The 26,887-nt window shown below is 61.5% G+C and carries 28 protein-coding genes and 1 tRNA gene; 9 read left to right on the forward strand and 20 right to left on the reverse strand.

The window, feature by feature from the left end:
• Position 1: 1 nt before the first annotated feature.
• The 3 genes from ACXYL9_RS03715 to ACXYL9_RS03725 form a co-directional block, all read right to left on the reverse strand.
• Entirely contained in the window at positions 2-535 is a 534-nt protein-coding gene (locus ACXYL9_RS03715) for a thioredoxin family protein (protein ID WP_459038241.1), read from the reverse strand.
• Positions 522-1,649: a flavodoxin-dependent (E)-4-hydroxy-3-methylbut-2-enyl-diphosphate synthase gene (gene ispG / locus ACXYL9_RS03720; protein ID WP_459038242.1), complete on the reverse strand. Its 1,128-nt coding sequence runs from the start codon at positions 1,647-1,649 to the stop codon at positions 522-524. The genes ACXYL9_RS03715 and ispG overlap by 14 nt, the downstream gene beginning before the upstream one ends.
• Before the next feature lie 65 nt (positions 1,650-1,714).
• Positions 1,715-3,526, reverse strand: a complete 1,812-nt coding sequence (locus ACXYL9_RS03725) for a DUF885 domain-containing protein (protein ID WP_459038243.1) — start codon at positions 3,524-3,526, stop codon at positions 1,715-1,717.
• Positions 3,527-3,634: 108 nt separating this feature from the next.
• On the opposite strand from ACXYL9_RS03725, the gene ACXYL9_RS03730 reads away from it, so the two are divergent.
• Positions 3,635-4,642, forward strand: coding sequence for a zinc transporter ZntB (locus ACXYL9_RS03730; protein WP_459038244.1), 1,008 nt, complete (start codon positions 3,635-3,637; stop codon positions 4,640-4,642).
• 6 nt (positions 4,643-4,648) lie between these two features.
• Here the strand turns inward: ACXYL9_RS03730 and ACXYL9_RS03735 are convergent, their stop codons facing one another.
• The 5 genes from ACXYL9_RS03735 to ACXYL9_RS03755 form a co-directional block, all read right to left on the reverse strand.
• Positions 4,649-5,290 (reverse strand): NrsF family protein, encoded by a 642-nt coding sequence (locus ACXYL9_RS03735; RefSeq protein ID WP_459038245.1) that lies wholly within the window; start codon positions 5,288-5,290, stop codon positions 4,649-4,651.
• A gap of 2 nt (positions 5,291-5,292) precedes the next feature.
• Positions 5,293-5,823, reverse strand: coding sequence for a sigma-70 family RNA polymerase sigma factor (locus tag ACXYL9_RS03740; protein WP_459038246.1), 531 nt, complete (start codon positions 5,821-5,823; stop codon positions 5,293-5,295).
• 85 nt (positions 5,824-5,908) lie between these two features.
• A complete protein-coding gene (locus ACXYL9_RS03745; RefSeq protein WP_459038247.1) occupies positions 5,909-6,877 on the reverse strand; it encodes an SDR family NAD(P)-dependent oxidoreductase in 969 nt (322 codons plus the stop codon).
• Between the two features lie 38 nt (positions 6,878-6,915).
• The gene (locus tag ACXYL9_RS03750) at positions 6,916-7,431 is read right to left on the reverse strand and encodes a GNAT family N-acetyltransferase (RefSeq protein ID WP_459038248.1); all 516 of its coding nucleotides are present in this window, start codon (positions 7,429-7,431) and stop codon (positions 6,916-6,918) included.
• 48 nt (positions 7,432-7,479) lie between these two features.
• Positions 7,480-8,688, reverse strand: a complete 1,209-nt coding sequence (locus ACXYL9_RS03755) for a mechanosensitive ion channel (RefSeq protein ID WP_459038249.1) — start codon at positions 8,686-8,688, stop codon at positions 7,480-7,482.
• Between the two features lie 147 nt (positions 8,689-8,835).
• On the opposite strand from ACXYL9_RS03755, the gene ACXYL9_RS03760 reads away from it, so the two are divergent.
• Positions 8,836-9,945 carry an isoaspartyl peptidase/L-asparaginase family protein gene (locus ACXYL9_RS03760; protein WP_459038250.1) on the forward strand — a complete coding sequence of 370 codons (1,110 nt, stop codon included), beginning with the start codon at positions 8,836-8,838 and terminating at the stop codon, positions 9,943-9,945.
• 2 nt (positions 9,946-9,947) lie between these two features.
• Here the strand turns inward: ACXYL9_RS03760 and ACXYL9_RS03765 are convergent, their stop codons facing one another.
• From ACXYL9_RS03765 to ACXYL9_RS03775, 3 genes are all read right to left on the reverse strand, one after another.
• A complete protein-coding gene (locus ACXYL9_RS03765) occupies positions 9,948-10,832 on the reverse strand; it encodes a fatty acid desaturase (protein WP_459038251.1) in 885 nt (294 codons plus the stop codon).
• A complete protein-coding gene (locus ACXYL9_RS03770; protein ID WP_459038252.1) occupies positions 10,829-11,740 on the reverse strand; it encodes a fatty acid desaturase family protein in 912 nt (303 codons plus the stop codon). The genes ACXYL9_RS03765 and ACXYL9_RS03770 overlap by 4 nt, the downstream gene beginning before the upstream one ends.
• Positions 11,741-11,844: 104 nt before the next feature.
• Positions 11,845-12,738, reverse strand: coding sequence for a prephenate dehydratase (locus ACXYL9_RS03775; RefSeq protein ID WP_459039852.1), 894 nt, complete (start codon positions 12,736-12,738; stop codon positions 11,845-11,847).
• Positions 12,739-12,918: 180 nt separating this feature from the next.
• On the opposite strand from ACXYL9_RS03775, the gene ACXYL9_RS03780 reads away from it, so the two are divergent.
• Positions 12,919-13,602 carry a c-type cytochrome gene (locus ACXYL9_RS03780; protein WP_459038253.1) on the forward strand — a complete coding sequence of 228 codons (684 nt, stop codon included), beginning with the start codon at positions 12,919-12,921 and terminating at the stop codon, positions 13,600-13,602.
• Positions 13,603-13,632: 30 nt separating this feature from the next.
• On the opposite strand, the gene ACXYL9_RS03785 is transcribed toward ACXYL9_RS03780, so the two are convergent.
• Positions 13,633-14,298 carry an RlmE family RNA methyltransferase gene (locus tag ACXYL9_RS03785; RefSeq protein WP_459038254.1) on the reverse strand — a complete coding sequence of 222 codons (666 nt, stop codon included), beginning with the start codon at positions 14,296-14,298 and terminating at the stop codon, positions 13,633-13,635.
• On the reverse strand, positions 14,295-15,566 hold the full coding sequence (locus ACXYL9_RS03790) for a Ppx/GppA phosphatase family protein (protein WP_459039853.1): 1,272 nt from the start codon (positions 15,564-15,566) through the stop codon (positions 14,295-14,297). Before ACXYL9_RS03790 ends, ACXYL9_RS03785 begins: the two co-directional genes overlap by 4 nt.
• Before the next feature lie 201 nt (positions 15,567-15,767).
• On the opposite strand from ACXYL9_RS03790, the gene ACXYL9_RS03795 reads away from it, so the two are divergent.
• The 3 genes from ACXYL9_RS03795 to ACXYL9_RS03805 all read left to right on the forward strand — a co-directional run bounded on the left by ACXYL9_RS03795 (position 15,768) and on the right by ACXYL9_RS03805 (position 17,463).
• Positions 15,768-15,841: transfer RNA gene (locus tag ACXYL9_RS03795), tRNA-Gln, on the forward strand.
• A gap of 129 nt (positions 15,842-15,970) precedes the next feature.
• Positions 15,971-16,528, forward strand: a complete 558-nt coding sequence (locus tag ACXYL9_RS03800; protein ID WP_459038255.1) for a hypothetical protein — start codon at positions 15,971-15,973, stop codon at positions 16,526-16,528.
• A gap of 56 nt (positions 16,529-16,584) precedes the next feature.
• Entirely contained in the window at positions 16,585-17,463 is an 879-nt protein-coding gene (locus ACXYL9_RS03805) for an LOG family protein (protein ID WP_459038256.1), read from the forward strand.
• A 6-nt stretch (positions 17,464-17,469) separates the two neighbouring features.
• On the opposite strand, the gene thiD is transcribed toward ACXYL9_RS03805, so the two are convergent.
• Genes thiD through glmM form a run of 3 tightly spaced genes read right to left on the reverse strand, consistent with a single transcriptional unit; the run spans position 17,470 to position 19,831 of the window.
• Entirely contained in the window at positions 17,470-18,273 is an 804-nt protein-coding gene (gene thiD, locus ACXYL9_RS03810) for a bifunctional hydroxymethylpyrimidine kinase/phosphomethylpyrimidine kinase (protein ID WP_459038257.1), read from the reverse strand.
• Complete coding sequence (locus tag ACXYL9_RS03815) at positions 18,270-18,494, reverse strand: DUF1272 domain-containing protein (RefSeq protein WP_459038258.1); 225 nt, start codon at positions 18,492-18,494, stop codon at positions 18,270-18,272. Before ACXYL9_RS03815 ends, thiD begins: the two co-directional genes overlap by 4 nt.
• Positions 18,494-19,831 (reverse strand): phosphoglucosamine mutase, encoded by a 1,338-nt coding sequence (gene glmM, locus ACXYL9_RS03820; protein ID WP_459038259.1) that lies wholly within the window; start codon positions 19,829-19,831, stop codon positions 18,494-18,496. The genes ACXYL9_RS03815 and glmM overlap by 1 nt, the downstream gene beginning before the upstream one ends.
• A 105-nt stretch (positions 19,832-19,936) precedes the next feature.
• On the opposite strand from glmM, the gene ACXYL9_RS03825 reads away from it, so the two are divergent.
• The gene (locus tag ACXYL9_RS03825) at positions 19,937-21,226 is read left to right on the forward strand and encodes a dicarboxylate/amino acid:cation symporter (protein WP_459038260.1); all 1,290 of its coding nucleotides are present in this window, start codon (positions 19,937-19,939) and stop codon (positions 21,224-21,226) included.
• A 51-nt stretch (positions 21,227-21,277) separates the two neighbouring features.
• Positions 21,278-21,892, forward strand: a complete 615-nt coding sequence (locus ACXYL9_RS03830; RefSeq protein ID WP_459038261.1) for a superoxide dismutase — start codon at positions 21,278-21,280, stop codon at positions 21,890-21,892.
• Positions 21,893-21,984: 92 nt separating this feature from the next.
• Here the strand turns inward: ACXYL9_RS03830 and ACXYL9_RS03835 are convergent, their stop codons facing one another.
• Positions 21,985-22,614 (reverse strand): sigma-70 family RNA polymerase sigma factor, encoded by a 630-nt coding sequence (locus ACXYL9_RS03835; protein ID WP_459038262.1) that lies wholly within the window; start codon positions 22,612-22,614, stop codon positions 21,985-21,987.
• Complete coding sequence (locus ACXYL9_RS03840; protein WP_459038263.1) at positions 22,607-22,801, reverse strand: NepR family anti-sigma factor; 195 nt, start codon at positions 22,799-22,801, stop codon at positions 22,607-22,609. The genes ACXYL9_RS03835 and ACXYL9_RS03840 overlap by 8 nt, the downstream gene beginning before the upstream one ends.
• A gap of 140 nt (positions 22,802-22,941) precedes the next feature.
• Here ACXYL9_RS03840 and ACXYL9_RS03845 point away from each other — a divergent pair, with 140 nt between their 5' ends.
• Positions 22,942-24,600, forward strand: coding sequence for a CHASE domain-containing protein (locus ACXYL9_RS03845; RefSeq protein WP_459038264.1), 1,659 nt, complete (start codon positions 22,942-22,944; stop codon positions 24,598-24,600).
• Between the two features lie 21 nt (positions 24,601-24,621).
• Here ACXYL9_RS03845 and ACXYL9_RS03850 read toward each other — a convergent pair whose 3' ends face one another.
• Entirely contained in the window at positions 24,622-25,413 is a 792-nt protein-coding gene (locus ACXYL9_RS03850; protein ID WP_459038265.1) for a response regulator, read from the reverse strand.
• A 268-nt stretch (positions 25,414-25,681) separates the two neighbouring features.
• A complete protein-coding gene (locus tag ACXYL9_RS03855) occupies positions 25,682-26,836 on the reverse strand; it encodes an N-acetyltransferase (RefSeq protein WP_459038266.1) in 1,155 nt (384 codons plus the stop codon).
• Positions 26,837-26,887: the final 51 nt, after the last annotated feature.

A 26,887-nucleotide genomic window follows, 5' to 3' on the forward strand; every position in this document is an offset into this window, starting at 1 on the left:
GTCAGCTTCCAGACCCGGCTATCGCGAAATTCCGCAGTTCTTCGAATATCTCGTCTTCTGACCGGCTGGCGGCATTGCGCCACGTCCTAGCAGTCTCGCCGTTTAGAAGGGTGCCGTCCGGCGCCACGACCAGGACCGTCGGCGTCCCGTCAATTTCCTCAATCCCGAAACGTTCGGCGATGTGCAGATTGTGGCCGTCCGCAGTTTGCGGATGGCCGACATTTATGAACACCAGCTCGAAGTGGTCGGAAACGAGCTGGCCGAAGCGCTCGGTTTGCGTCCAGCCGGCGAAGGCGCGGCTGTCATGGCACCAGTTTGCGCCCATCGCGATCAACACCAGCGCGTCTCGCTCGGCGGCTCGCGCGAGGGCTGCATCAACCGCAGCCTTGGCGTCGATGGAGGCGTCATAGAGGCGCGCTTCTGGATGCGCGGCATCTGCCAGCGCTGCGCCGCCAGTTGCAGGTTCAACCGCTCCGGCAGACGCTGAAACAGCGAGGAAGAGCGCGATCGATCCCAGCAAATTATTCAGCCGCAACGGTTTCTACTTCCTGCGCTGCCTCAATCTCGGCTGCCTTGGCCTCGACCAGTGAGACGATGTGATCGAGCATATTGGCATCTTCGACATGGTGGTCGGTCACGCCGGCGAGATAGACCATGTGCTTGCCCTTACCGCCACCGGTCACGCCGATATCAGTCTCGCGTGCTTCGCCCGGTCCGTTGACCACGCAACCGAGCACCGAGAGGCTCATCGGGGTCTTGATGTGTTCGAGCCGTTTTTCGAGCGCTTCGACCGTGCGAATGACGTCGAAACCCTGGCGCGAACAGCTGGGGCATGAAACGACGCGAACACCGCGCGTCCGCAGGCCCAGCGCCTTGAGCATTTCGAAGCCCACTTTGACCTCTTGCTCCGGCTCGGCACTCAACGAGACGCGGATGGTGTCGCCGATCCCGGCCCATAGCAGGCTGCCCATGCCGATCGAGGATTTGACCGTTCCGCCGATCAATCCGCCGGCCTCGGTAATGCCAAGGTGGAGTGGGCAATCGACCGTTTCGGCCAGCCCGTGATAGGCGGCCACCGCGAGAAACACGTCGGAGGCCTTCACCGCCACCTTGTATTCGTGGAAATCATGGTCCTGCAGCAGCTTGATATGGTCGAGCGCGCTTTCGATCAGCGCCTCGGGGCAAGGTTCACCGTATTTTTCGAGCAGGTCCTTTTCCAGGCTACCGGCATTGACCCCGATGCGAATGGCACAGCCATTGGCCTTGGCCGCGCGGACGACTTCGGCGACGCGCTCGCTGCTACCGATATTACCCGGATTGATCCGCAGGCAGGCCGCGCCGGCATCGGCGGCTTCGAGCGCGCGCTTGTAGTGGAAATGGATATCGGCGACGATCGGTACATTCGATGCGCGGGTGATCTCGCCGAAGGCCGCGCTGGCCTCCTTGGTCGGCACGGAAACGCGGATGATGTCGGCGCCGGCGTCTTCGCAGCGCCGGATCTGGTCGATCGTGGCGCCAGCGTCTTCGGTCGGCGTGTTGGTCATCGTCTGCACCGAAATCGGCGCATCACCGCCCACGGGGACGTTGCCGACCATGATCTGGCGGCACTTGCGACGCTCGATATCGCGCCAAGGTCTTATAGAGGACATGGCGGCGATATAGGCGAGGCCCGAAGGCGGGGCAATGATGGCGTGAGAAGGGGCTCGGCAGAGGCCTAGCCCGGCTTTACCGGACCTCGAGCCTTTTGCGAGGGAATGAACTCCTCGCGCACCGCCTTGCCGATCAATTCCAACGGGATAATGCCCTGTGCGAGCAGGAAATCGTTGAACGCACGCTGGTCGAAAGCATCGCCCAGAGCCAGCTCGGTTTCGATCCGCAGGTCGATCAGCTTGCGGTAGCCGTAGTAATAGCTTCCGGCCTGGCCCGGCATGCGGAAGGTGTAGCGGTCGAGTTCCTGCTTCACCATGCCGGCTGAAAAGCCGACCTCGTCGCGCAGCACCTTCCCCGCTTCGTCGCGGGTGATCAGGCCAAGGTTGAGCATCGGGTCGAGGAAAGCGCGGGCGGCTCGCAGCTGGCGAAATTGCAACGCGATCAGCTGGCCTTCAATCGGCTCGTGGGGCAGCATCTCAGCCTCGGCATAAAGCGCCCAGCCTTCGACATTGACGCTGTTGAAGGCATAGAGCAGCCGCGCGAGACTGACGCCCTGTTCGACCAGCGCGGCAAACTGCATTTCGTGGCCTGGCCGGGCCTCGTGCGCGCTCAGCGTCCAGGCGGCGGCGGGGAAATTGAAATCGTCATAGGCGTCGCCTTCGCCCGCGCTCGGATTGCCGGCCGTGAGAACGAAAGTCCCGCGTTCGCCGGTGTTGCCGACAAGGCGGGGCGGCGACATGTGCGGGGCGGGCTGGGCAGCAGCCTCGGCCGGGGTCGCGAGCCGCATCAGCAGCTCGAATTGCGGCAGCGAGACGATGTCTTCTGCGCGAATGACCTGCTCGAGCTGTGCGTTGATGCCGCGGTAATAGTCCTCGATTTCGCCTTGCGGAATGGTCTGCTGCTTGAGACGCTCGAGCACGCCGATGTAGTCGGTTTCCTCGAAGCCGAACTTGGCCGCTACCTGCGGCGCCAGCGCATCCATCTGGGCGCGCAATTCGTAATAACCGCGCCGCGCCCGGCTCATCGCCTCACGCGGGTCGATATCGATGCCGACCGAGCGCAGGCGCAGGGCATAGAGCTCTTCGGGTAGGCGGGCATCCGTGCGTGCGGCGGGGACCACGGTTCTGGTTGTCCACGCGCCATAGTCGGCGATCTGCTTGTCCATCGCCGCCAGCGCCTCGTCAGCACCTTCGATCTCGAACCGTTCGAACAGTTCGCGGATACCGGCCGAGAAAGTGGCGAAACGATCGACCGACTCCTTCACATCGACGATATAGGGACCAACCTTGCCCTCGCCACGGCTCGCCTCGAAGCGTGCCTTGGCCAGATCGACCAGCGGGGTCGTGTCTTCGTGCAGCCCGGTATAACGGCGAAGCAGTTCGATTGCTTTTGCTCGACGTCCTGACACGACTTGCTCGTCGAGGAGGTTGGACAAATTGCCGAACATGATTTGCGGCACATTGGTCCATTGCAACGTCAGCGCATTGCCCAGCCGCCGCGATTCCATGCTCAGGTCAAGCGAATCGATAAGAATTTGAAGGTCTTGCTGCACATTTCCGTCGGTCTCGGTCTTCAAAGCAGCTTCGAACTCGGTCTTTAACGCCGCAGCTCCTGCCAAATAGCGGGCATCGCTGTCGGGGGAGAGGTCCATCGCCAGCCCATCATAGTCTTCGTACCCTGCCGACGAGGCACCTTCGGGATAGAAGCTCGCATCGAAGGCTATCATCTGCGTGGTATAGGCGTTCGACGTCGCCACCCATTCGGGCGTTGCAGGCGCCTCGGCGGTCGTCACTTGGCTGGAGGAATCTTGCGCAAGTGCGGGTGAGGCGAGGGCGAGGGCAGCGGCGAGGGACAGGGTGGAGGTGACGAAACGCATGGAATTCTCCCTTGGAATGAAGGCGACGCTAGCAATTGGGCCGTGCGGCGCAAGCGGCTTGGGGCACGCAGCCTTGCAAGTCGGCCCGATTGGTGCAGGGTGCGAGCGATGATCGAGCAGAGCGAAACTGACGCCACTGAAGGTACCGATCCGCTGATCTTCGGGCGCGTGCTCGACGGCAAGGGTGGCGGCCGCCCGATCACCCGCGACGATGTCGATAAATGGCAGCCGGGCACACCGGGCGAGATGTTGTGGGTGCATTTGCGCCGCCATGTACCCGAGGTGCGCCCCTGGTTGGCTGAATTCCTTGGCATACCGCAGGCAACTGCCGAGTTGCTCGTGTCCGATTCAACGCGCCCTCGCGCACTACGCGAAGGTAATGCTTTGGTGGCGACCCTGCGCGGGATCAACTTCAATCCCCAGGCGCGACCGGAGGACATGATCTCGTTGCAATTGTGGTGCGATGGGAAGCGCTTGGTCACCTTGCGCAAGCTGCCCATGCAGACGCCTCGCGACGTAATCGGCCTGCTCGACCAAGGCATGGGACCGGTCGATGCAGGCAGCGCGATCACGCAAATCGTCGAGCAACTGGTGGCGCGGATGAATCAGTCGATGGTCGACATGAACGCCAAGATCGACGCGCTCGAGGAAGCTGATCCCGAAGGCGATACCGAAGAGCTGCTCGAGCACATTTCGGCGATCCGCCGCAACTGTCTCGCGCTCAAGCGGCACATGGCACCGCAGCACGAGGCTCTGGAGGAGATCAATCGCAGCGCGCCCGAGTGGTTCAAGGACCACGACCGGCGCGAGATCGAGGAATGCATCGCCCGTTTGCGACGCTATCTCGACGATATCGACATCAGCAAGGAAAGCGCGTTGGTGCTGCAGGACGAGTTGCGCGCACGCGCTCTCGCCAGCTCGGAGCGCACCAATTACCTCCTGACAATCGTCGCCGCGATCTTCCTGCCGCTCGGCTTCCTGACAGGTCTGATGGGGATCAATGTCGGCGGGATGCCCGGGGTCGACGATGCTCAGGGTTTCTGGATCGTGGTCGGCCTTTGCGCAGCCATCCTGACGGTGCAATTGGGGCTATTCTGGCGATGGAAGTGGCTATGAGGCCATTCACCATCGGATGATGCGCGGCAGCAAGATTAGCCCCGCAAGTCCAGCTACGAGCACGGGCAGGACGTGCCACACGCCCAGATGAGTAAGCGTATCGATCCGGCAGGACAGGCCGTAGGCGAAGCTGCCGATCGCACCGGCCGCGACACCGGCAAACAATCCGGCGGAAGCGGTCGAGACCGGGGCACCGCGCCGGAGCCAAGCTGCCAGCACTGCGAAACTAATTAGCGAAGCAGCCACAGCGGAGCCGAGGCAGTAGAAGCTATGGGGATCGACTAGCGAAGAAACGCCCCCGCCAAACGGCAAGACGCTAGCCACGGCTGTCAGCGGGAGGATGCCGACCATCGCGATGGCCCAGGTCGCAGCATCGGTACGCCGACCGATCGAGGGTCCGGCGAGCGCCACGGCCACTGCGGTCGCGACCATGCCGAGCACCAGCAACAAGCCGTTTGTTATGAAGAAGAAGGGGGAGGCTGCTCCGGCCGTGATCCCTTCGCGAAAACCTGCTGCCGACCATACAGCCAGAACAGTCGCTGCTGTAGCATGGGCCGCAAGCAGCAGGCCGTCGCGCGCCTTCATGGCGCGCACCGGCTCCAGCGTCTCGACGAGATCGGCAATTAGGGGAGCGTGGCTTCGGTTCATAGTCACTCTGCTTTCTCGACCAATGCGGCCAGTTTCTTGAGGCCGCGATGGATGTTCACCTTGACCAGGCTTTCGCTCTGGCCGCTTCGCTCGGAGGCTTCGCGGATGGAAAGCCCTTCGATCTTGACCATCTCGATCACCTCTGCCTGCGGATCGGACAATTGGACGAATAATCGATCGAGGCTGAGCCGCGCCAATATCGCGTCCTCTTCGCTGTCAACCGCGCCATCATGGTTCTCGAGTTGGGCCGTCTCGCTGCGATAGACCTTGCGCAGGTGGTCGATCCATCGATAGCGCGCAATCGCCGCCAGCCAGGGCAGGAAAGCCCGCGCCGGATCCCAGCTGCTGCGCTTGCGGTGCAGCGCCAGCAATACGTCCTGCACCAGATCGTCGAGCTGGTGCGGAGGCACGCGGCGCCGAAAATATCGCTGCAGCCAGCTGGCACATTCGCCGAGCAGCACCGCATAGGCGCGCTTGTCGCCCTGCTGCGAACACCGCATCAGTTGTGCCAGGATGGCTTCGTCCGCTTTCATCCGCGCTCCTTCCTGGGCGGTAACAATGTAACTGTCTCATTCGCAGCCGACACCGTACCGGTTACATCCTGGAGGGTCGGACCAATTAGGCGGGCGTCTTTTCTCCCACTAGCCGTTCCGAGAGCGTCCAGAGTTCCTCGGCATTTCGAGGATCGACGGCATAGCTTCGCACACCGCCAGTCGGGCTGTCATCGTCCACTTCGGCGACATGGCAATCTTCGAGATAGGAACCGCCTTGACCTTTCAGACTGGGCTCTGTGGCGGCGAAGCATGTCGTTGCCGCCCCTTGCGGGATGGTTTTGAAGCCCTCTCCGCCGCCCTTGGCGTTTTCTTCCATCCGCTTGCGCATCCAGGTCATGTCCTCTTCGGTCATGTGGCGGCCCAGATTGGTCATGATCCCGCCGGGATGCAGCGCCAGTGCGGTGATGCCTTTGTCTCCGAAGCGCTTGTCGAGCCCGACCGAGAACAGGATGTTGGCGGTCTTCGACTGGCCATAGGCAGGCCATTTCTCGTACTCGCGCTGTTGGTAATTGGGGTCATCGAAATGGACCCTGTCAAGATGATGGCCCCGGCTCGAGAGATTGATGATGCGCGCATCGTGCCCGTTTTCGGCCGACTTTTCGACAAGCGGCATCAGTTCCCTGGTCAGCTGGAAATGGCCCAGGTGGTTGGTGCCGAACTGCATCTCGAAACCATCCTTGGTCTCGGATTTGGGGCACGCCATGACACCGGCATTGTTGATCAGCAGGTCGATCCGGTCAAACCGTTCGCGCGCCTCGCGTCCGCAGGCGCGCACGGCGTCGAGCGAGGCGAGATCACAGGCAATGGTTTCGACCTGCGCATCATCAACGCTGGCGCGGATTTCCTGCGCAGCAGCATCCGCCTTGGAGAGGTCACGTCCGGCGATAATGATATGCGCGCCCCTTGCTGCCATCGCTCGCGCAGTTTCCTGCCCGAGGCCGGAATAGCCGCCGGTAATGAAGGCGATCGTGCCCGACAGGTCCTTGCCGTCGAGGACTTCGTCGGCGGTGCTTGAAAATCCGAATTGGGCCATGCTGCTCTCTCCCTGGTGAGCGAGCCGGAATGCGCCCGCTAGATTAGACGAAGCTCGTACAGGAACTCGTCGTCCCTGTGACTGCCGACATAGAAATCAATATCGGCGATCCTGGCGAAACCGTAGCGCTGATAGAATCTTTGCGCGCCATCGTTTTCCGCCCAGACCGATAGTTGGATTGCATCATGGCCGCGCCCGCGCGCATCGGCAATGGCCCATTCGAGCAGCGCCGCACCCACGCCCTGACCAGTGGCATCGGGCCGGGTATAGAGCTGCCCGAGCGCGATAGGGTTTTGCGCATCGGAATGTTCGGCATACCAGCTGGGGTAACGCAGCTTGACATAACCGAGCATTCGCTCGCCATCATCGGCAATACGATGGATGCAATCGTCGCCGATTACCTCCTCGCGCACCGATGGGTCAGAATAGACCTGCTCGAGGAAGGCTTCGAGATCGCCTTGTTCGTAAAGGTGACCGAAGGCTGCAATGAAGCTTTCCCGTCCAAGCCGGGCAAGAGCAGGGACATCTTCCAAAGAAACGGGGCGCAGGATCATGACCCTGCGCCCCTATCTTCTGCACGCTTCCGATTGAAGCGTTTTCGTTTACGCGCCCGGAGGCAGCGGTCCCTTGTTGACCGGAGCCGAACCGCGCGCGGCGCTGTCCATTTCTTCCAGCTTGCGACCGGCCCATTCACGCCCGCCCAGTCCGAAAGCGAGCGCACCCGCCACGGCCACGCCGGCGATCAGGATGGTCAGGATGTTGGTCGGGATCATTCCGCCGATGCCCATGAAGTTGATACCCATGAACACGAACAGGACCATGGTGATCCACTTGACGATCACTGCCGGGGTGGTTTCACCACCGTCACCCGAAATGATCCGCGCCAGCACGTTGGCGATCATGAAGCCAGCGGCGATGATGATCGCACCGAATACCACGCGTCCGCCAAGTTCCAGGATTTCGTCAAGGATGACGGTTAGTTCCGGGAAGCCGAGCAACCGGGTTGCCGCGATTGCGAAGAACAGCACGATTGCCACCTGCACTACGCGGGCGATGATATTGCTCGCGCTGGTGCCCTCAGCCATGAGACCGCTGCCCGAAAGCGCGCGGTCCACACCCAGTCCGGGAAGGATCTCGCTCAGCATCTGGGCGACGAACTTGGAGATCAGATAGCCGATGCCGAGCAGGATGGCGGCTGCCAGGATGTTCGGAATGGCCGCAAAGATCATCCGCAGCATGCCGCTGGCCGGATCGCTGATGGTCTTGATATTGAGCGCCTCGAGCGCCGCAATCGAAACCAGCAGGACGATCACGACATAAACGATCGTGGCAATAGTCTTGCTGATCGTGGAGTTTCCGGTGACATCGTCGACCCCGCCGCGATTGGCCCAGCTGTCGAAATTGACGGTGCCCAGCGCGGTTGTGATGAGGTCGCGCACGATCCGTGCGACCATCAGGCCGATGAAGAAGATCAGCCCGGCAGCAACGATGCGGGGAATGAACTCGACAACGTTCTTGAGCAAGGTGTCGACGGGGCCTGCAACCGTGCCCAGTCCGAGGATCTGGAGGATAGCGAGCAGGCCGAACAGCCAGATCAGCAGGCTGACGACCTTGCCGAGCGCTTCACCCAGCGACGTGTCGCTGCCGGTATTGCGCTTGAAGAACGAAACATTGTCGACAAGCTTGGCGAACGCCCACTTGGCGGCCTTGGCAAGCGCCCATGTAACCAGCAGGATGACGGCAGCCAAAAACAGCTTCTCGCCGATCTCCATCGCCAGGCTCTGATCGAACCGGTAATTTCCTATTCGCATCGTAAAAACTCCCCCAAAAAAAATTCCCTGCAGAATCTTATCATGGTGGTGGTTGGGTTCCAATCGATCATTGGATAGAACGCACAACTATCTTGCGCGCAACAATCGTTCGCTAATTAATTCTTGGCTTTTCAAAGGGGTTACCAGATGAAGTCCTTCGCGCTCCCTCTTGCTGTGCTGATCGTATCGGCTTTCTTGTCACCGCAATCTCTTCGGGCCCAGGGCAATTACGATCCGAACGAGCCGCGCTGGTCCTTCGCCATTCACGGCGGCGCCGGGACCATCGCGCGCGAGAACATGAGCGCAGAACAGGACGCCGAATATCGCGCTGCTCTGCAGGCTGCGCTCGATGCCGGAAGCGCTATCCTCGCTGAGGGCGGCAATGCAATGGACGCGGTTCTGGCCGCAATCGTGCTGCTCGAGGATGATCCCAAATTCAACGCCGGACGCGGCGCGGTCTTTACCTGGGAAGGCGAAAACGAGCTCGATGCGGCGCTGATGGACGGCAAGGACCGCAGCGCCGGCGCGGTGACCGGGGTCAAGTCGATCAGGAACCCGATCCTGCTTGCGCGCGAGGTGATGAAGGACAGCCGACATGTTTTCCTGAGCGGGGCCGGGGCTGAAGAATTCGCGGCCCAGAGGGGACTTGAAACCGCGCCTCCCGAATGGTTCGCCACCAAGGGTCGACGCGAAGCGCTCGAACGGCTCAAGAACGAGAAACTCTCGGCCCGGGACGTCGATGTGAAATTCGGCACCGTCGGCGCAGTCGCGCTCGACCTCGAAGGCAACATGGTCGCAGGCACCTCGACTGGTGGCCTCACCGGCAAGCGCTGGGGCCGGATCGGCGATGTGCCGGTGATAGGAGCTGGCACCTATGCCGACAATCGAGATTGCGCGGTCTCGGCGACGGGGCAGGGCGAGTACTTCATCCGCGCCGTTGTCGGATATTCCATCTGTTCCAGGCTCAGCCACAAATGGCGCGCCGAGGCGGCCGAAGCCGAAGCAGCGGTCCCGCGCGATTCACAGGGCAATCCGACCTGCGCGGTTCATGCCAGTGAGTTGTGGCTGGAAGAGGGAGATGTGCAGGCCGTCGCAGATGCGGTGATGGCTGACGTGAAGGACCTCGGAGGAACGGGCGGGGTAATCGTCGTCTCGCCCTTCGGTCCAGCGGTCTTCAGTTTCAACACGCCCGGCATGTATCGCGGTCGTGCGACCAGCGGCGGCATCAACGAAGTGGCGATTTACGGCGACGAATAGGGTTACATGCCCAGCCGGACTCCGCGAGCCTCCAAAATCGGTCGCATCTCGCGATAGGCCGGGCCGGTCTTGAGCAGCGGGATGTAGGGGTGCAGGTGGTGCACCACGTGGTATCCCATCCACATCGACAGCGGATCACCGAGCCGTGATTTCCAGCTGCGCGTGTCCCGGTATTTGCCAGTGACCAGCCCGGGATTGTGCGGCGCCCAGCTGAGGAAGAAGATGATATAGGTCATCGCCAGCTGGTAGGGCAGCCACCACAAAACGAAGGCCTCAATCGCCAGCCCATTCCACGCCAGCGCGAACAGGGTGAGGAAGAAGCCCAGCTTGTAAAGTGCCGTCAGTTTTACCAGCCCTTCGCGGTTGGCGCGTTCAAGGCTGGCCCGGTAATCCTGCGCACGCTTGCCATTGGGTTGGCGTTGGCGGATCGATTCCCACACCGCGCCCACCGCCGTATCGGCCCGGGTGGTGATGTCGCTGTCCAGCGCTTCATCATTGGTATGGCGGTGATGATCGAGATGGGTCACCCGCAAGGTGTTGAACGGCAACACCAGCAGCCAGCTTGTCCAGTGGCCGAGGAACTCGTTGAGCCAGCGCCACTTCGTGCCGGGACGTCCGATAATATCGTGCTGGGCATCGTGGTTGGGCGCGTAGGTGTACATCAAGGTCAGCGTCGCGATGATAAATCCCAGCCACAGCGGGATCACTTCAGTCAGCACCAGCGCCCAGTCGGCCAGCCACACCACCGGCATGGCCAGGCCCCATGCCACAGTGCCCCAAGGCACCTTGCCGGCATATTTGCGTGCGATTTCACGCTCAAGCCTAGTCAACTCCGCACTCGAGATCTGCGAAAGGTCGGCATCCTTGGTCATGGCAGTTTCACTCATGCGGCGACGGGCTCTTTGTCAGGGCGGGTGGCGCGGCGCAGCACATCGGCAAAGCCGTGCGCGATGCAGTCATGGCCAGCATAATACCCACGCTCCACCAGCAGCCGGTGCAACTGCGGCAGGCGATAGGGTGGCACGGCGGCGAAGATGTGGTGTTCGAGATGGTAATTGACGTTGCACGGACTGATGAACAGCCGCTCCCACCAGCGCGGTATCGTGGTGCCGGTGTTCAATCGCGCATCAAGGACATCGCGGTTGGGCACCACACCATGTTCGGAAATCTGCCGCAGGCGATGAATCGCGGGGTAAATGAATAGCCTCGCAGCCCAGAACAGTGCGTAGGCCCAGATTGCCCCCGATGCCGCCAGCGTCGCGGCGAGCAGGGCATGGAACAACAGGGTCGGTCCATTGGCGGCCAGCGAGAATGTCTTCACCTCCCGCAGCAAGTCTCTGAGTCCCGTCTGGCCCGTCAAGTCGCGGATGAATTTGCGCCTCAGCGAACTTCTTTTTACTGGATAGGCCTTGACCATCCACTTGTCGGGATCGTCGTCCGTCCCTGCATGGCGATGGTGTTCGAGATGATAGCGGCGATATGCCTCGAGCGGTACATGGCCTGCGGCTCCGACGATCCACCTGCCGACGAACCGGTTGAGCGACGGGCTGCGGAACAGCGAGCCATGCGCGCAATCATGCGTCATCACGCCAAAGGCTTGGATGCGGCCACCGATCAGCAGGATCGCGAGTGCGATGGCGAACGGATTAGGCCAGGCGATCACGAGCGCGAAGGCGGCGACAAATAGCGCCAGTTGCAAGGTCAGCGTGGCAAGCGCACGTGCATCGGACTTGTCGTAGAAGCGCGCAATTTCCTCGCGCTCGAGATAGTCATAGATGTCCCGGGCCTGTTTCATCGCGATCCTTCTCCCGCTCGCCGAACAAGCATAAGCGATAGCTGGACTTTCCGCAATTCGGTTGCAGCGAGGGACCGGAATCCGGTCAAGTCTGGCTCGCGTGGTTAGCCGCGCTCGCGAGCCATGCGATAGCTGCCCAGCACGCGCAGGCGCGCACAGTGGAATTCCAGCTCCTCTAGCGCGCGGTCGACCGCCGGGTCACCGGGCGCGCCGACGATGTCGGCGTAGAAGGTGCTGGCGGAAAAGCTCGCGCCTTCCTGGTAGCTTTCCAACTTGGTCATGTTGACGCCGTTGGTCGCGAAACCGCCCATCGCCTTGTAGAGGGCGGCGGGCACGTTCTTGACCGTGAAGACGAAGGTGGTGATCGCCGGCTCGTCCGCCAGCGTGGCCGGATCGACCTCGTCATTCGCAAGGATCACGAAACGCGTGGTGTTGTCGCTCGCATCCTCGACATTGTCCTCGACGATATCAAGGCCATACAACTCTGCTGCCAGCGGCGGAGCAATCGCCGCCAGCTTTGGGTCGCCGCGCTCGGCGACATGGGCCGCAGCCCCCGCAGTATCGGCAAAACTCAGCGGCACCATCCCGCGCTTGCGCAGGTACTCGCGCGATTGACCGAGAGCCTGCGGGTGCGAATAGGCTGCCTCGAACGGGCCTTGCCCGAGTCCCATCAGTGCGTGTTCGATCCGCATGAAATGCTCGCCCACGATTCTCAGCCCACTGCCCGGCAGCAGGAAGTGAATATCGGCGACACGGCCATGCTGGCTGTTCTCGATCGGGATGATCGCGCTTCCCGCGGCCCCGGTCTGGACCGCTTCGATCGCGTCTTCGAAGCTGAAACAGGGCAGAGGCAAGAGCTCGGGCGCATATTCCTGCGCGGCGCGGTGCGAATTAGCGCCCGGAGCACCCTGTAAAGCGATTGCCCGCGACGGATCGAGGCTTGCGGCCTGGCGCATCTGCTCGACCATTGCGAGCGCTGGGGCGGGGAAGCTGAGCATTGTCCCTCCGGCGGGTAGCGGTGCGATCTGCACGCGGCAAGCAATTCGGGTTTCGGCTCTCGCAAGCCACACTTGGCGAGCAAGTGGGCAGCCTGCGTCAATGGCCTTGCGAAACGTCCGCAGGCTGACTAGAGCGCGGCCACGACTTCATAGATAGGCCTTGCGCGGATTCTCAATCGCATGACTGACAACAAAAACACCATTTTCGGCTGGATCCTGTTCTCGGGCATCATTGCCCTTGGGCTGTCGATCGTGAGCGGCAAGGTTTTCCATGCCGACAATCCTGAAGCGCCGGAAAAGCCGGGCCTGTTCATTGAGGCCGCCGAAGAAGGCGCGGCCGGTCCGGGCGAGATGTCGATCGAGGAAGCGCTCAACACGCTGCCGCAAGACGAATTGATCGCGGCAGGTGAAAATGTTTTCGCCAAGTGCACCGCCTGCCACACGATCGACCAGGGCGGTGCCACAGGCATTGGTCCCAATCTTTATGGCATCATGGGCAAGGGCATCGCCAGCGGCAGCTTCGCCTATTCGGGCGCACTTGCCGACAAGGGCGGCAACTGGGACTGGGCCTCGATGAGCGAGTGGCTCAAGAATCCCAAGGCTTTCGCCAACGGCACCAAGATGAGCTTCGCCGGATTGTCCAAGATCGAGGATCGCGCCGCAGTCATGATGTTCATGAACAGCAAAGGGTCGAACCTGGCTGTGCCGGAATATGTTGCACCCGAACCGACCGAAAGCGAAGACGGCGCCACCGATGGTGAAGCCGGCGTCGAAGGCGGCACTGTCGATCCGGTCGAGGCATCCGAGGCCATGGACATGGCGCAGCCGGTTCCCTCGCAGGGCGGCGGCACAACTACCAACTAAGCTATTGCGGGCAGTCTTATTCAAGGGTGGCTAGCTGCGGCCCTTGAACCCCTGCGCGACGACATACCATTCGGACGAGCCCTTGCGGCTGGCCGGGGGCTTGGCGTGTTTGACTGTCTTGAAATGGCTCTTGAGCAGCTTGAGCAATTCGTTGTCGGTCCCTCCCGCCAGCACCTTGGCGAGAAAAGTGCCACCTTGTTCCAGCGTCTCGATGGCAAACCATGCGGCCGCTTCCACCAAGCCCATCGTGCGCAGGTGATCGGTCTGCTTGTGGCCAACAGTATTGGCGGCCATGTCACTCATTACCAAGTCGGGCGGCCCGTCGAGCGCCGCTTCGAGCGCCGCGGGCGCTTCGTCGGCCATGAAATCCATTTGTAGAATGGTCACACCCTCGATCGGCTCGGTTTCGAGCAGGTCGATGCCGACGATCCCGGCCTTGGGGCGCAACTTGCGCACGACCTGTGCCCAGCCGCCCGGGGTGATGCCCAAATCGACCACGCGACTTGCGCCTTTAAGGATGCCGAATTTCTCGTCGAGCTCGATCAGCTTATAGGCAGCCCGGCTGCGATAGCCGTCGGCCTTGGCCTGCTTGACGTAAGGGTCATTGAGCTGGCGTTCGAGCCAGCGGTTTGAGGATGCTGTACGCCCCCTCGCGGTCTTCACCCGCTTGACCGGATCGCGTCCCGAGCGGCTCATCGTGCTGCGCTCCTCTCGCTACGCGTTGTGTCCATACCCTCGCGCTCGCGCGCATCGGCAAAATCGCCTGCCATCAGGCTACGCAAAATACCTTCGCGGATTCCGCGGTCGGCGACACCCAGCTTTTCGGCAGGCCAAAGGTCGAGAATCGATTCCAGGATTGCGCAGCCCGCTACCACCAGCTCCGCTCGATCCTGTCCGATGCAGGGCAGGGTGCCGCGTTCATCCATGCTCATCGAGGAAAGACGGCTGGAGATGTCGCGCATGGCGGTGGATGGCAGGATCAAGCCATCGACCGCGCGACGGTCATATTGCGGCAATTCAAGATGCAGGCTCGCCAGCGTCGTAACCGTCCCGCTGGTACCCAGAAGGCGGATATCGTCCTGCTTCGAGGCTTCGGCGACGCGATCTGCGAAGGGCGAGAAGCTTTCGCTCACGACGCGACGCATCTCGGCATAGCGTTCCATCCGGGCCTCGAGGCTACGACCCTTGCGTGCAATCGTGTCGGTCAGCGAGACGACACCCCAGGGCACGCTTTGCCAGTCGAGGATCCGCGGCACCGCACGGCCGTCGGGTTCGATCAGAACCAGCTCGGTGGAACCGCCGCCAATGTCAAAGATGACCGCGCGGCCCTGACCCTGTTCGAGCAGGACATGGCAGCCCAACACCGCCAGCCGCGCCTCTTCCTGCGCTGTGATGATATCGAGCACGATGCCGGTCTCCTCGCGCACGCGGGCGATGAATTCCTCGCCATTGGCAGCACGGCGACAGGCCTCGGTCGCCACGGAACGGGCGAGATGGACATTGCGACGACGGAGTTTGTCGGAACACACCTTCAGTGCGGCGAGGGTCCGATCCATCGCTTCATCAGACAGGCGGCCGCTATGGGCCAAGCCTTCGCCCAGCTTCACCACGCGGCTGAAGGCATCGATGACAGTGAAGTGTTCGCCCGAGGGGCGGGCGATCAGCAAGCGGCAATTGTTGGTGCCAAGGTCGAGAGCGGCATATGCCTGGCGATAGCGCGGCGCGGCGCGCGCACGCGTGCGCTGTGGCTGCCTGCTTGGGTGTGAACCCTGGGCGACCTGGCCATTTGCCTTGGCAGTATCGGGTTTGCCGCGCGCGCAATTCTTGCGGCCGGTGCGGCTGTGTTTGCCTTTGGCTTCGGGCGGCGGGGAACTCTTGTAGCGAAAATCGGCTACCTTGCCGGACTGTGCGTTCCCCTTGTGGCCGACCCTCCCTGTTCTGTCCGGCGGAACCATATCCGCCATAATATTCTGCACTTCTTTCTTCCTCTCGCGCCAAGACTGCACGAGGACCTGACGACAAAACTAGTGCAGACGGGCACGGGGGGCAAGTGCGACCCGCTTTATCGCGCAGCAGCAGCCTTGACGAGGCGTGCGCAGGGACCTAGATGGCCGGCCTCGCTGGAGCCCAGGCGGTCGTTTCCGCCCGTAGACACCAGCGCCTGATGCCCCGTCGTCTAATGGTAAGACTACGGACTCTGACTCCGTCAATTGAGGTTCGAATCCTCACGGGGCATCCAGTATTCCCAGATACGAGCCCCAGCCCGCGTGACAGCTTGCGACAATTCGACAATTGACTTGGCTGAGCCACCTCGCCATTCGCCTGTTGCAATTGATTATCATTAGTGTTGAAGCAACAGGATTCGTCGATGAGCAAGGCCAAGACACGCAATTTCCTCGTCAAGTGCCACCTGTGGGCGGCAGGCTTGCTGGCTCCACTATTCATCCTCGTTGCCTATACCGGCGGAGCCTACCTCCTCGATTTCAGGGGCGAGGTGGTCGAGCGTGAACTCGTCGTACCTAGTGCGTCCAGCCTTGATCCGGATAGTGCGACGATCGAGGATGACGTGCGCACGATATTGGCTGCCAACGATCTGGACACGAGCTTCGAATATCTACGGATGCGTCCCGGCTCGATCACCACGCGCCCGACAAGCCGTGATTTCGTCGTCTTTGCCGAAGGTGATGACGGTAGCTGGACCGCAACGCTCAACCAGCCTGACCTGCAATACAGCCTGATCGAACTGCACAAGGGGCACGGGCCCCAGCTTTATCGGTATTATCAGATCCTCGCCGCATTCACGCTGTTCCTGGTGGTATTGGGTGGCCTGACCGTCGGTATTCTTGCGCCAGGATATCGCCGGGCCACTGTGACCGCGCTTGCGGCAGGAACGGTCGTATTCCTCGCGCTCGCATTCGTGGTCTAGGATACCGGCCCGCCTCCCACTTGTGCGCACCAGCCCTTCGCCCTAGGGCGGGCGAAATGACTGACCATGATAAAGAACACGAGCTGAGCGACCGCCGCTTTTATCCTGCAGAGGAAGAAGCGCGCTTCTCCCGCAGCAGCCCCAGTGAAACCCCGCAAACGGCGCATCCCGCCTATCGCCTCGCCTTCCAGGACACCGATTTCCTGCTGCGCGAGGAGTTGCGCCCGGTGCGGTTCCAGCTTGAATTGCTCAAACCCGAAATGCTGCTCGACGAGGCCGGCGTTGGCTCCACGCTGGTGATGTATGGTTCGGCCCGCATCCCCTCGCCAGAAGAAGCTGAGGCCCGAGTCGAGGCGGCCAAGGACGAGGGTGAGTACGAGCAGAAAGTTGCCCGCAACCTGGCCGACAAGGCCAAGTACTACGCCGAGGCCTACAAGTTGGCGCGGATGGCCGGCGAGAAAGCTATTGTCGAGGACGGCAAGCGGCAATTCGTGGTGTGCTCGGGCGGTGGCCCGTCGATCATGGAGGCCGCCAATCGCGGGGCCAGCGATGCCGGCGCGGAGTCGATCGGTCTCAACATCATCCTGCCCCACGAACAGGCGCCAAACGCTTATGTGACGCCCTATCTCTCGCTCAATTTTCATTATTTCGCGCTGCGCAAGATGCATTTCCTGCTGCGGGCCAAGGCAGTTGCGGTGTTTCCCGGCGGGTTTGGCACCTTCGACGAGTTCTTCGAGCTGCTGACGCTGATCCAGACCGGCAAGATGAAGCCGATGCCGATCCTGCTGTTTGGCGAGAAGTTCTGGAAGCGAGTCGTCGACTTCGAGGCTATAGCCGAGGAAGGTACGATCTCGCGCAAGGATCTCGACCTTATCACTTGGTGCGAGACTGCCGAAGATGCATGGGGTCACATCGCCGCATTCTACGAACTCTAGCGCGTTCTAGTCCTCCAGCCGGACCGCCTGGTGTCCGAGCGGACCGGCACCCTCGCCGAACTCCGGTGCCTCGGCAATCGCCTCGCGCACGAAGCGGCGGCCCAGCCGTACCGCGTGTTCGAGGGGCTGCCCATGGCCCAGCAGCGTGGCGATGGCGCTCGACAAGGTGCAGCCGGTGCCATGGGTGTGGCGGGTATCGATCCGCGGATCGTCGAAGCTGACATAGCGTTCGCCATGCGGCACCAGCCGATCGACAATGCGATTTCCTTTGCCATGACCGCCTTTGGCGAGGACCGATGTTGAGTGCTGCTCGGCGAGTTTCTCCGCGGCTGCCACGATTGAATCTTCCGCAAGCGCAGCATTCCCGACCAGCACTTCCAGTTCGGGCAGGTTGGGGGTCACCAGGGTGGCGAGAGACATCAGCCGCTCGAAGGCGGCAATGGTTTGGGCATCAACCAGGGACGAACCGCTGGTGGCCACCATGACCGGGTCGAACACGATCGGCACCTTGAGTGTAGCGATCCTGTCGGCAACGATGTCTGCAATCCGTGCCGAGCCGAGCATGCCGATCTTCACCGCATCGACACCGATATCGGCGATGCAGCTGTCTATCTGCGCGGCGACAAGATCGGGCAGCAGCACTTCGACCGCTTGCACGCCCTGAGTGTTCTGTGCCGTTACCGCGGTGATCGCGGTCATGGCGTAGCCGCCGAGCATTGTGATGGTCTTGATATCGGCCTGGATGCCTGCGCCACCCGAGCTGTCCGACCCGGCAATGGCGAGGATACGGGGTGGGCTTGCGTCGCTCACCCAGCGAACTTCCGCTCGCTCGAAGGTGGATTCTTTGTATGCAACTTTATCGCTCGGGTGGGGCGGTCCATCAATTCGCCGCCGCAATTGGGGCAAAGATCGTCGAGTGAATCCGAGCAATCGGCGCAGAAAGTGCATTCAAAACTGCAAATGAATGCACCTGGTGCCTCGGCTGGCAAATCGGCGCCGCAGCGCTCACAATCTGGGCGCATTTCCAGCATTAACCGGCCTCGCGCACCGCGTCGCAAACCGCATCGACCACGGCTTCCACCTGACCGGCATCATCGCCTTCGGCCATTACCCGGATGACAGGTTCGGTGCCCGATGGCCGAATGACCAGCCGACCCTTGCCTGCAAGAGCGCGCTCTGCCTCGGCAATGGCAGCCTTGACGCTATCCTTTTCTAATGGGCGGCCGCCATCGAAGCGGACATTCTTGAGCAATTGTGGGACCGGCTCGAACAGGTGCAGCATTTCGCTGGCCGGCCGCTGCGCATGGACGAGGCTGGCAAGAACCCGCAGCGCCGCGACAGTGCCGTCCCCGGTCGTGGCATGGTCGAGCAGGATCATGTGCCCCGATTGCTCGCCGCCGACGTTGAAACCACCCGACTTCATGCGTTCGAGTACATAGCGATCTCCCACCTGGGTCCGCTCCAGCGTCAGGTCGCGCGATTGCAGGAATCGCTCGAGCCCGAGATTGCTCATCACCGTGGCCACCACGCCGCCCCCGCGCAGCAGTTGCTTTTCCGCCATGCGGCTGGCGATCAGCGCCATGATCTGGTCGCCATCGACCGCGCGACCTTTCTCGTCGATCACGATCAGGCGGTCGGCATCGCCGTCGAGCGCGATACCGATATCGGCACCTTCTTCGACGACCTTGGCCTTGATGGCGTCGAGCGAGGTCGAGCCGACGCCTTCGTTGATATTGGTGCCATTGGGGCTGACGCCGAGGGTGATGATTTCCGCTCCGAGTTCCCAGATAGCGGATGGCGCGACCTGGTAGGCGGCGCCGTTGGCGCAATCCACCACCACCTTGAGCCCGTCGAATCGGGTTTCCTGGCTGATCGACTGCTTGAGCGCATGGATATAACGCCCGCGCGCATCCTCGATCCGGCGGGCTCGGCCGATCTGGTCCGCCGGCACCAGCACCGGTTCGGCTTCGATGGCCGCCTCGATCTCCAGTTCGGTCTCGTCCGACAGCTTGAACCCGTCTGGACCGAACAGCTTAATGCCATTGTCGCGGTAGAGATTATGGCTGGCCGAGATCATCACCCCGAGATCAGCGCGCATTTCCTTGGCCAGTAGCGCCACCGCCGGAGTGGGCAGGGGGCCGGTCTGGATGACATCCATGCCGACGCTGGTGAACCCGGCGACCAACGCCGACTCGACCATATAGCCTGACAGCCGCGTATCCTTGCCGATAACCACGCGGTGACGATGGTCACCGCGCAGGAAATGACGCCCGGCTGCCTGGGCCACACGCATTGCGACGGCGGCGGTCATGTTGCCACGATTGGTTTCGCCGCGGATCCCGTCTGTGCCGAAGAATTTACGTACCACGTCGTGCCTGACCTTTTTTGCGGTTGCGGCCGGGGCCGCGATTTGCCACGCGCTTTAGGCGCTATGCGCCTCGATTGGAAAGAGGCGATTGGGGAAGGGGACCACTTGGCCGAAACCGCAGGAGCAGCCGCTACCGGGGATGAAGGCGGCCTGGTGACTATCCGTCTGCCGGTGTGGTGGACCTTTGGCGGGTTGGTAGCCGGACTGTTCGCGGGCCTGTTGCTGGCGGGCGGGTCGACCATCGATATGGTCTTGGATCTGACCCGGCCGGTCGGTACCTTGTGGCTTCGGGCCCTGCAGATGACGATCATCCCGCTTGTTGCGGCTCTGCTGGTTCTCGGCATCGTCAAGATGATCACCGCTGCCAGCGCCGGGCGAACGGCCGTCCTGACGATTGCATCGATTGCAGGCCTGCTGCTGTTCAGCGGCATCGTGTCGGTCGTTGCAATGCCCCTGCTGCTGGAGGTCTTTCCCCCTCCGCCCGGGGCTGCTGGGATATTCGACGCGCCCGAGGCACAGGCGCAGGAAGTGCCCACCATCGGCGATTTCATCGCTTCATTGATCGCGCCGAACATCATCCAGGCGGCGGCCGAGACCTCGACTTTGCCGCTGACGATATTCTTTGCACTGTTCGCTGTTGCCGTGGCGCGCCTGCCCGTCCGCCAGAAAGCGACCATGCTGGCTTTCTTCGAAGCGCTGGCGAACACCATGCTGACGATCATCGGCTGGGTATTGTGGGTGGCGCCAATCGGCGTGTTCGCGCTGGCCGTCGGCGTCGCCGCGCGCGCCGGTAGCGGGGCCTTCGCGACGCTCGCGCACTATATTCTGACCGTATCGGCCATGGGGGCGATCATACTGGCGACAGCCTATCTGGTAGCGATATTCGGCGGCCGGATTCCGCTCCTGCGATTCGCCCGCTCGGTACTTCCGGCCCAGGCGGTGGCAATCTCTACTCAAAGTTCGCTCGCCAGCTTGCCAGCCATGCTCGACAGCGCGCGGCGGCTACGCATCCGCGAAGAGGTGGCCGATTTCGTGCTCCCGCTGGCGGTGGCAATTTTCCGCGTCACCAGCCCGGCGATGAACCTCGCCGTGGCAATCTATGTCGCCAATCTCGCAGGCATCGAATTGACCCCGATGCTGCTGGCAGCAGGTATCGCTGTCGCGTTCATCATCAGCATCGGTTCGGTCAGCCTGCCGGGCTCGATCAGCTTCGTAATCTCGATCGGCCCGATCGCGCTGGCGATGGGTGTGCCGATTGAGCCGCTGGCGGTGCTGGTGGCTGTCGAGATGCTGCCTGATATCATGCGCACCCTTGCCAATGTGACGATGAATGTGGCGCTGACGTCGGCGATAGACCGTGAAAATTCCGACGGCATGCAACCACAGGCGGATTGATGCGTTGGGTTACCAAGGACAAATTTTGCAATCGAGAACGGGAGACCACCAATGGCTTTTAAAGTAACCCCGCTACCCTATGCGGACGATGCGCTGGCGCCGGCGATTTCGGCCGAGACGCTTTCCTACCACCATGGCAAGCACCACAAGGCTTACATCGACAAGACAAATGCCGCGATCGACGGCACAGATCACGCCGACAAATCACTCGAAGACATCATTGCCGCTGCCCGCGGCAGTGACCAAGGCTTGTTCAACAACGCGGCCCAGAGCTGGAACCATGGTTTCTACTGGCACTCGCTTGATGGCGACAGCGGTAGTCCCACGGACGAACTGAAGAGCATGATCGACGACGCTTTCGGTTCGACCGACGAACTTATCAAGAAACTGCAGGAACGCGGCGCCGGCCACTTTGCCAGTGGCTGGGTCTGGCTCGCCGAAAAGGGCGGCAAGCTGTCGATCGAAGAAACGCACGATGGCGATACGCTGGCCGACAATGACGGCGTCAATCCGCTGCTCGTGATCGACCTGTGGGAACACGCCTACTATCTCGATCATCAGAACGCTCGCCCCGCCTATCTGAAGGCCGTAACCGAGGGCAAGCTGAACTGGGGCTTCGCCTCGGAAAACCTTTCGCGCGGATCGACCTGGTCCTATCCCTGCTAGATCGCCTGATCCCTTCGGGGTCGCAAAGGAAAGCCCGCCTTGCCATGTGGCAGGGCGGGCTTTTCAAAATCTTCAAGCAAGCGAGGCTGGTGTCAACGCGTTGGTTCGGAGATTCCTTCGCCAGCGGCGACAGTGTCCAGTTCGTCCAGGATCGCGTCATGCGCGGTATCGTCGCCGAGCGATCGTTTCGGAATGGTTCCTTCATTCAGCATATCATTGAGCGCGGAACGCGCACGGCCGACACGGCTCTTGATCGTGCCGATAGCGCAGCCGCAGATTTCTGCCGCTTCTTCGTAAGAAAATCCGCCAGCGCCAACCAGTAATAGCGCCTCGCGCCGTTCGGGAGGGAGCGTAAGCAGAGCGCGGTGCATGTCCGAAAGGTGCAGGGGCTCTTCCTGTCCAGCCGGTTGCGTCAGGATGCGCTCGGCAACCCCTTCGTCATACTCTCCGCGAAAACGGTTGCGACGCATGTCGGTCAGATAGGCATTGCGCAGGATCACGAAGGTCCACGCACGCATCGAGGTGCCGGGCTCGAACCGTTCCTGCGCAGCCCACGCTTTCATCAAGGCTTCCTGCACCAGGTCATCTGCCATGTCCGGTCGGCCACACAGGCCACGGGCAAAGGCGCGAAGATGCGGGACGACTTCTTCGAGTTCGCGCTTGAAATCGGCGCGTTCTGCAGCGGTACGTTTGGGTGTGGGCTTCTTGTCCGCCTTAGTCACTATTGGAACCCCCGCCATCGGAAGGCTCGTCAAGCTTCGATAGCAGGTCCTTGAAGCTGTCCGGCAATGGCTCTTCAACGACCGAATCATAGAGCTGGCGCAGGCCGTTAGCCCATTCGGGCTGGCCTTCCTTGGCTTTCTTCGCACCCGGGTCCGGGGCATCCTTCTTGGACGATTTGGGTTGCATCGCGATTGTAACTGTCCCTCTGCCCGGGCCTGTGCGCCGAGGCGAAATTTGATCCCGTTGAAACGATGGAACGAAACTTGGACTTTATGGTTCCCATTATGCAGGGCCGCAAGCCCGACGGGATTAATAGAGGAATTACCTTGGCTTCTCCGCCATCAGCAACGGTCGGGCGATCCGGCCGGTGGTTGGTACGCTTTCCACGCGCATTTCCACTGGCGATCTTTTTCCTGATTGCAGGGATAACGGTCCTGAGCGTGTTCGCGATCGAGCGGGGCGATAATCGCCGCGAAGAAGCGCAGATTGAACAGACCGCTCGCACGGTGGGATCGAGCCTTGAGCGCAGGGCCAATACCTCGAGCGCCTACCTGCGCGCCGGCGCGGCCCTGTTTGCCACCGTGGATGCGGTTCCGCTTCGCCTGTTTCGGCGCTTTGCCCGCGAGTTGCAGATGGGCAACCAGTTCCGGGTGTCGGGCGGGATCGGCTGGGCTGAGGTCATTTCCAGCAGGAATGCCAATGAGTTCGAACGGCGGATCAGCGACCAGCTCGGGCGTGAGGTCAAGGTCTACAGGATGCCGTCAGGACCGCAGATAGACACGCAGGTCCCGGCTACTTTCAGCCTACCTGTCAGCGAAAGGTCGCAACGCGCAATCGGGTTCGATCTTTACTCCGAGAAAACGCGCCGCGCGACCATGGACCAGGCTGCCACGACCCAGAAACCGACGGCAACAAAAAAGCTGACCCTCGTCAAAGGCAGTCTCGGCGAGCGGCAGGGCTTTCTCATCTTCATGCCCGTGTTCACCTCTGAAAGGGGAGCCCGAACGCTCAAGGGCTTTATTTATAGCCCCTTCGATGCGCAGGATTTTCTCGATTCGACTTTGCAGGAAGGCCTGGTCGGTCAACGCGCGGTGCGACTGTATGACGGCCCGCGAGGTTCCGACAATTTGCTCGCCGCCCACCAGGACGAAAATGGCACGGGAATCGTCAGCACGGTTGAGATCCTTGTCGGGGAGCGTGCGATGACCCTGGAGGTACAGTCAGCCAAGGGCGGCACTCTAACGCCGCTGTCGATGATTACGTTGCTGTTTGGCTTGGCCGTCGCCAGCCTGGCGATGCTGATCGCACGGCTCCTCACGCAGCAGGCATGGGAGGACCTCGCGGCGCTGGAATATTATACCGAGCAGAATTCGATCCGCATGTCGCTGACGCGCGAGCTCAACCACCGGGTCAAGAACACGCTTGCCAATGTGCTGTCGATCATTTCGCTGACCCGGCGCAGGACCGACAATCTGGAAGATTTCGCCGACGGACTTGACGGGCGGATTCGCGCGCTATCGGCTACCCATGACCTGCTGACCCAGTCAGAGTGGGGCACCACGCCGCTGCGCAAGGTGATTGAGGCCGAATTGGCGCCCTATGTCGACCCGGAGGGGCGCGTGCTCGATCTGCAGGGCCCCGACGTTGAACTGGCGCCCAATGATGCGCTTTCCTTCGGATTGGCTTTGCATGAACTCGCCACAAACGCTGCCAAGTACGGCTCGCTTAGCCGCGATGGCGGGACCGTGACCATCCATTGGACGCTCGATGACGATGAAACCGTGTGTGTCCGCTGGCAGGAGTTTGGCGGCCCCGAAGTCCCGGCCACGCGCAAGCGCGGATTCGGTACGGAGTTGATCGAGAAGATTGTCGCGCACGAATTGCGCCACCCCGTGGACCTCGATTTTGCCGAGGACGGCGTGCGCTGCACCCTGCGTGTGCCCGTCCGCAAACCCAGCGAGTTTACGATACGGGCCCCACGCTAGGGCTGTGCAGACTGAAGCGTATTAGAGCGGGCGGCTTGAATTGAAGAACAGCGCCTGGCTGATCGCTGCACGCACGCTCGATTCCTGGAATGGCTTGGTGACGAGATAGGTCGGCTCGGGCCGGTCGCCAGTCAGCAGGCGTTCCGGATAGGCAGTGATGAAGATCACCGGCACTTCGAACTGGCCGAGAATGTCGTCAACGGCGTCGAGGCCCGACGAGCCATCGGCCAGCTGGATATCGGCCAGCACCAAGCCGGGCTTTTCCTTCTCAACAGCTTCTTGCGCCTGCGTCCGCGTAGCGGCGGTGCCGGCGATTTCGTGACCGAGCGAGCGGACAAGGTCCTCCAGTTGCATGGCGATCAGCGGTTCGTCTTCGATGATGAGGACATTGGTTGCCGATTCACGGTCGATTTCCGAGACTGCTTCGCGGACAAGCCCTTCAACATCATCGGTCGACATACCCATGATATCCGCCGCTTCCTCAACCGAGAAATCCTCGAGCGTGGTCAACAGCAAGGCTTGCCGGTTAAGCGGTGTCACGGAGTTAAGGCGATCTGCCGCGGCAGCTTCATGCTGTCCGGGCTGGTCAGGCTCACCTTCCACTTCGAGAAAGCCACTCGACCAGAGGGCATTGAAGGCCTTGTAGAGCGGAACCCGCCCTTCGCCGAGATTTTCGCGCAGCCCCTCATCGGCCACTGCGGCCTCAAGCGTTGCGCGGACGAACGCATCGCCGCTCTGCTGCGATCCCGTCAGTGCGCGGGCATAGCGGCGCAGAAACGGAAGATGAGCTGCGACCTGTTGTGATACGGACATGTGTTCCCTTCCCTAGAGGTGTGGACTCCAACGGCCATGCGCGAGGGTGGTTCCTGCAAGACGGCCGCTCGGTGCAATAAAATTATCGACTCGCCAAAAGTCGGCTTGGGAAAAATAATTTCGCTGAGGCGGGAACTGTTCCGCCCCGGGTGCATTCTCCCTGTATATCACCGCCGAGACCCCCCTCCCGTCCAAACGGCAGGTGATACGATCCCGTAAGGCCCCCGCTTCCCAGTGAAGCGGGGGCCTTCACGTTGGGGCTCCCATATCAGAGCGACTTCTCGAAAATCCAGTATTCACGGTTGACCTTGCTGTTGATCGCGTCAGCGATAGCCTTCATCCCCTGATTATCGTCCAGAATCCAGCCGATTTCGGCCCGTTCAGAGCCAAACCGGTCGAGCGCTGTCTCGCGGATATCGTTGATCATCATGAAAGCCAGCTGGCTGGCGAGACGCGAGTTCTGCACCTCCTTGACCACACCCATCAGCGGGACCCGCATCCCCGCACCTACCGGTTTTCGCATCCAGCGCAGCAGGTGGAACCACCCGAACGGCAATAACCGACCGCCAGTTTTCTTAAGCACGTCATTGATATCGGGGAAGGTCAGCATGAAAGCGACCGGTTCACCATCGAGCTCGCAGATCCGGTTCACTTCCGGGTGGATGATCTGCTTCAGCTTCTTGCCGGCATAGGCAACTTCGGCCTCGGTAAACGGTACGAAGCCCCAGTTCCTTGACCAGGCGTTGTTGAGTATCCTGAGGATGATGTCGATCTCGCGGTCGATTTGCGACAGGTCGACCGGGCGCATCGTGATGCGCGCATTGCGTTCGCCCGACTGGACGATGCGATTGATCAGCGGCGGGAACTCGTTTCGCACGACAATGTCATAGGTTAGCAGCGACTTGGCCTTGGCGTAGCCGGCCGCCTCGATCCAGCCTTTGTAATGTTCCGGATGATGTCCCATCAGGATCATTGGCGAATGGTCGTGGCCGCGCACCAGCAGGCCGGGTTCCTCCCAGATCGACATGGATATCGGGCCGAGCACCCGGGTCATGCCCTGCGCACGGTTCCACTCTTCCGCATGGGTCAGCAGCGCGGCCGCTACCTCCTCATCCTCGGCGTCGAAATAGCCGAACATGCCGGTGCCTGGCCCCATCCCCTGTTCAGGCGGTATTTCCAGCGCGAGATGATCGATATGGGCGGAGATCCGCCCTACCGGGCGATCGCCGCGATAAGCCATGAACAACGCCACCGTCGCGTGTCCGAAGAACGGGTTCTTGTTCGGGTTGATCAACTCCAGCATCTCGGAGCGCAATTGCGGTACCGAATGCGGCACTTGGCGGGCCATGGCGAGACCGAGGTCGACGAAAGCCTTGCGACCGGCCTTGTCGGTCACGGAACGAATTTCTATCTCTGCACCCATCGCTCGCGGCACCGCTCCTGTTCAGCTTGTGGCATCCCTGCGTGTGCATAT

This window comes from Qipengyuania sp. CAU 1752, assembly GCF_054482615.1.

Excerpts from the sequence above, each read along its gene's own strand:
- ACXYL9_RS03725 (WP_459038243.1), bottom strand. The coding sequence starts at position 3,526 with ATGCGTTTCGTCACCTCCACCCTGTCCCTCGCCGCTGCCCTCGCCCTC.
- ACXYL9_RS03800 (WP_459038255.1), top strand. The coding sequence starts at position 15,971 with ATGAGCAAGGCCAAGACACGCAATTTCCTCGTCAAGTGCCACCTGTGG.
- ACXYL9_RS03850 (WP_459038265.1), bottom strand. The coding sequence starts at position 25,413 with ATGTCCGTATCACAACAGGTCGCAGCTCATCTTCCGTTTCTGCGCCGC.
- ACXYL9_RS03740 (WP_459038246.1), bottom strand. The coding sequence starts at position 5,823 with ATGAAAGCGGACGAAGCCATCCTGGCACAACTGATGCGGTGTTCGCAG.
- ACXYL9_RS03815 (WP_459038258.1), bottom strand. The coding sequence starts at position 18,494 with ATGCTGGAAATGCGCCCAGATTGTGAGCGCTGCGGCGCCGATTTGCCA.
- ACXYL9_RS03780 (WP_459038253.1), top strand. The coding sequence starts at position 12,919 with ATGACTGACAACAAAAACACCATTTTCGGCTGGATCCTGTTCTCGGGC.
- ACXYL9_RS03770 (WP_459038252.1), bottom strand. The coding sequence starts at position 11,740 with ATGAAACAGGCCCGGGACATCTATGACTATCTCGAGCGCGAGGAAATT.
- ACXYL9_RS03805 (WP_459038256.1), top strand. The coding sequence starts at position 16,585 with ATGACTGACCATGATAAAGAACACGAGCTGAGCGACCGCCGCTTTTAT.
- ACXYL9_RS03760 (WP_459038250.1), top strand. The coding sequence starts at position 8,836 with ATGAAGTCCTTCGCGCTCCCTCTTGCTGTGCTGATCGTATCGGCTTTC.
- ACXYL9_RS03745 (WP_459038247.1), bottom strand. The coding sequence starts at position 6,877 with ATGGCCCAATTCGGATTTTCAAGCACCGCCGACGAAGTCCTCGACGGC.
- ACXYL9_RS03755 (WP_459038249.1), bottom strand. The coding sequence starts at position 8,688 with ATGCGAATAGGAAATTACCGGTTCGATCAGAGCCTGGCGATGGAGATC.
- ACXYL9_RS03840 (WP_459038263.1), bottom strand. The coding sequence starts at position 22,801 with ATGCAACCCAAATCGTCCAAGAAGGATGCCCCGGACCCGGGTGCGAAG.
- ACXYL9_RS03855 (WP_459038266.1), bottom strand. The coding sequence starts at position 26,836 with ATGGGTGCAGAGATAGAAATTCGTTCCGTGACCGACAAGGCCGGTCGC.
- ACXYL9_RS03765 (WP_459038251.1), bottom strand. The coding sequence starts at position 10,832 with ATGAGTGAAACTGCCATGACCAAGGATGCCGACCTTTCGCAGATCTCG.
- ACXYL9_RS03735 (WP_459038245.1), bottom strand. The coding sequence starts at position 5,290 with ATGAACCGAAGCCACGCTCCCCTAATTGCCGATCTCGTCGAGACGCTG.
- ACXYL9_RS03830 (WP_459038261.1), top strand. The coding sequence starts at position 21,278 with ATGGCTTTTAAAGTAACCCCGCTACCCTATGCGGACGATGCGCTGGCG.
- ACXYL9_RS03775 (WP_459039852.1), bottom strand. The coding sequence starts at position 12,738 with ATGCTCAGCTTCCCCGCCCCAGCGCTCGCAATGGTCGAGCAGATGCGC.
- ACXYL9_RS03750 (WP_459038248.1), bottom strand. The coding sequence starts at position 7,431 with ATGATCCTGCGCCCCGTTTCTTTGGAAGATGTCCCTGCTCTTGCCCGG.
- ACXYL9_RS03790 (WP_459039853.1), bottom strand. The coding sequence starts at position 15,566 with ATGGCGGATATGGTTCCGCCGGACAGAACAGGGAGGGTCGGCCACAAG.
- ispG (WP_459038242.1), bottom strand. The coding sequence starts at position 1,649 with ATGTCCTCTATAAGACCTTGGCGCGATATCGAGCGTCGCAAGTGCCGC.
- ACXYL9_RS03730 (WP_459038244.1), top strand. The coding sequence starts at position 3,635 with ATGATCGAGCAGAGCGAAACTGACGCCACTGAAGGTACCGATCCGCTG.
- ACXYL9_RS03785 (WP_459038254.1), bottom strand. The coding sequence starts at position 14,298 with ATGAGCCGCTCGGGACGCGATCCGGTCAAGCGGGTGAAGACCGCGAGG.